Annotated in this window: 2 protein-coding genes and 2 pseudogenes; 2 read left to right on the forward strand and 2 right to left on the reverse strand. The window is 73.7% G+C overall.

Translation table 11 applies throughout. The annotated features are described in order from the left end of the window. Positions 1-272, forward strand: a pseudogene (locus JWP28_RS17070) (alanine dehydrogenase); the annotation flags it as partial. Positions 273-312: 40 nt separating this feature from the next. On the opposite strand, the gene JWP28_RS17075 reads toward JWP28_RS17070, so the two are convergent. Continuing rightward, a complete protein-coding gene (locus JWP28_RS17075; RefSeq protein WP_299544794.1) occupies positions 313-1,188 on the reverse strand; it encodes a bifunctional regulator KidO in 876 nt (291 codons plus the stop codon). A gap of 96 nt (positions 1,189-1,284) precedes the next feature. Here JWP28_RS17075 and JWP28_RS17080 point away from each other — a divergent pair, with 96 nt between their 5' ends. Then, complete coding sequence (locus JWP28_RS17080; protein ID WP_299544795.1) at positions 1,285-2,340, forward strand: XdhC family protein; 1,056 nt, start codon at positions 1,285-1,287, stop codon at positions 2,338-2,340. On the opposite strand, the pseudogene JWP28_RS17085 reads toward JWP28_RS17080, so the two are convergent. Beyond that, a pseudogene (locus JWP28_RS17085) lies at positions 2,292-3,140 on the reverse strand (molybdopterin molybdotransferase MoeA); the annotation flags it as partial. The gene JWP28_RS17080 and the pseudogene JWP28_RS17085 overlap by 49 nt on opposite strands. Positions 3,141-3,190: the final 50 nt, after the last annotated feature.

Genomic DNA, 3,190 nt, shown 5'->3' on the forward strand with positions numbered 1-3,190 from the left:
CCACCCACCACGAGCCCACCTATGTGGTCGACGGCGTGGTGCACTACTGCGTCGCCAACATGCCGGGCGCCGCGCCGCGCACCTCTTCCGAGGCGCTGGTGCACGCGACCCTGCCGTTCGGCCTGCAGCTCGCCGACCAGGGGCTGGAGGCGCTGGCGCAGAACAAGCACCTGGCCAAGGGGCTCAACGTGCTGAAGGGCCAGGTGACCCACCCGGCGGTGGCCGGGGCGCTGGGGAAGCCGTTCGTGGATCCGTACGGAGCTTGGGCGTAGGCGACTTCCCCCTCCCCATAAGGGGGAGGGCGGGAACGTCCTACGCCGCGGCCCAGGCGGCCGGGTCGAGCGCCGTCGGGTCGTCCAGGGCCATCTCGTCCCAGTCGAGGTCCGGCGGCGGGCTGGAGGCTGCGGCGATCACCGCGGACATCTCGGCGGCCGAGGCCACGCCCACCAGCACGCTGGAGGCTTCCGGCCGCGAAAGCGCAAAGCCCAGCGCCGCCTGCAGCGGGTCGGAGCGGCCCTCGGCGATCAGCCGCCGCGCCCGCGAGATCCGCCCCGCGGCGGCTTTCAGGTGGTTGGGCGCGCGGTCGGGCGGCAGGAACAGCAGGCCGTTCAGGAAGATCGAGCGCAGGTGCACCTCGACCCCCATGCCGGCCAGTTCGGCGAGCGTGCCGTCGATCAGCAGGCGCTGGTCGAGCAGCGAGGCCGGGGCCTGCACCACGTCCGGCTTGAACCGCCGCGACAGGCCCACCGGGTCGTCGGACGCGTAGACCGAGACGCCGATCTTCTTGCAGAGCCCCTCGCCCTTCAGCCGGCGCAGGCGCTCCCACATCTCCGCGCCATGGGTGCTGAAGAGATCGGTGGCGGATGGCGCCAGGATCGCGTCGACCTGGGAAACGCCCAGCCGCGCGAGCTGCGCGCGGATCTCGGTTTCCACCAGGTCGGGGCCGCGGTCGGGGCGCACGGTGGTGACGGTCAGCCGGAACGGCTGCGGCTTCGGCATCACCTGGCCGAGGGTGATCTCGGCGGCGCTCGGATGGCGACCGACTTCCAGGAAGGTCAGGCCCGAGCGGGCGGCGATGGCCAGGATTTCGCGGGCCTCGGCGTCGCGCGGCCGGCCGCGAGGCCCCACCTGCTGGTCGAGGCCGAACTGCCCGGACCCGAGGCCCAGCTTGTTGGTCGGTGACGTCATGTCTGCGAGGCGACTTGGACCGGTTCCTATGAGACGCCATCTTGGGCCTATGATGACTAAGAAGCCGTATCCAGGACCTTTCCAGGGGGTTAAAAATTGAACGCCCGCGAGCCGCTGCCCGAGTGGCCCCTGTTCGGCATGACCGACGATGTCCGGCCCGCCCTGCGGCAAGCCCGCGAGGCCAGTCAGGCCTGCACCCTGGCCACCCTGATCGCGGTGGAGGGCGGCGGCCCGAGGCCGGTGGGGACCCAGATGGTCTTCGCCCCAGGGATCACCGCCGGCTACTTCTCCGGCGGCTGCGTGGAGTCCGACGTGGCCGACCACGCCTTCGCGTGCCTGGCGGACGGCGAGCCGCGGACCCTGGTCTACGGCGAGGGCAGCCCCTGGCCGGACATCCAGCTCCTGTGCGGCGCGCGGATCGAGATCTTCCTGGAGCGGGTGGCGCCCGACGACGCGGCGCTCGCCGAACTGTTGGCCGCCCAGGCCGAGCGGCGGCCGGTGGTCTGGGTCAGCGACGGCTTCGCCCGCGAATGCGCCGCGGAGGTCTCGCCCTGGCCGGAAGCGGCCGTGGTGCGGCGGCACGAGCCGACGCCGCGGCTGATCGTGGTGGGCGGCGACCCCACGGCGCTCACCATCGCCCAGCTGGGCGCGCAGTCTGAGTTCGAGACCACCCTGGTGCGCCCGAAGGGCCCGCCGTCCGGCCCGCCGATCACCGGTGTCGGCTATAGCCGCGCAGAGCCGGAAGCCGCCTTCACAGCAATCGGCGTCGACGAGTGGACGGCGATCGCCATCGCCACCCATGATCTGGAGACCGACCGCGCGGCCCTGCGCGCCGCCCTCCCGTCACAGGCCGGCTACGTCGGCCTGCTGGGCGCCCGGCGGCGGATCGCCGACCGCTTGGCGCCGCTCCGGGCCGAGGGCGCGCCGGAGACCGCCTTCGCCAGGCTGCACGCCCCCATCGGCCTCGACATCGGCGGCAAGGCTCCCTGGGAGGTCGCCGTCTCGGTGATCGGCGAGATCATGGCCCTGCGCTATGCGCGTGACAGCGGCGCCACCTCGACCACCGTCCCGGCCGCGGCCGCAGCCGCGCCCGCCAGTCGGCGCAGCAGCGCGTCTGAGGCCGCGAAGACGCTGACCAGCGAAGAGTCCTGATCGCGGTAGGGCCGCACGGTCACGCCGCCCTCGGCATAGGTCAGCTTCGCCCGCATCCAGTGCTCGCGCGGGCCGTTGGCCGGCAGGTCCTGCTCCAGGCGGGCGGCGATCGTGGCCGGCGCCGCGGGCGCGCCCTGATAGGCGTTGACGATCGGGTGCAGGAACAGCTCGGCGCAGACGAAGGCCGAGGCTGGGTTGCCGGGCAGGCCCAGCATCCGCCGCCCGTCGCCAAGGACCCCGAAGAAGGTTGGCTTGCCCGGCCGCACGCTGACGCTCTCGACGCGCAGCGAGAGCCCCAGCGCCTCGCCCGCGGCGCGCACCAGGTCGTGGTCGCCCACCGAGGCGCCGCCGACCGTGACGACGAGTTCGGCGTCGGCGTCGCGCAGGGCGGCGATCACCGCGTCCAGCTCGTCGCGGACCGGCTTGGCGCGGACGACGGCGCCGCCCCAGCCCTCGACCATCGCCGCCAGGGCGGGCGCGCCGGAGTCGTAGATCTGGAAGGGCCCGGGCGTGGCCGGCGCCTGCACGATCTCCTCGCCGGTGGAGAGCAGGGCCACGCGCGGCCGGGCGTAGACCTGGACCTCGGCGCGCCCGGCCGAGGCCGCCAGCGAGAGCCGCCAGGGGTCGATCCTGACGCCGCGCTCCAGCAGGACCGCGCCGGCCGTGAAGTCCCCGCCCGCCGGCCGGATGTAATGGTCCACAGCGACCTCGGGGACCCGGACGGTATCGCCATCGCGCTCGGCGTCCTCCTGTATCACCATGGCGTCGCAACCCTGCGGCAGGGCGGCGCCGGTGAAGATGCGAACCGCCTCGCGCGGCCCGACCTGGCCTTCGAAGCCGTGGCCCGCCG

The organism is Phenylobacterium sp. (assembly GCF_028290885.1).
Classification (GTDB): Bacteria; Pseudomonadota; Alphaproteobacteria; order Caulobacterales; family Caulobacteraceae; genus Phenylobacterium.

Coding starts and splice junctions, on each gene's coding strand:
- JWP28_RS17075 (WP_299544794.1), bottom strand. CDS start 1,188: ATGACGTCACCGACCAACAAGCTGGGCCTCGGGTCCGGGCAGTTCGGC.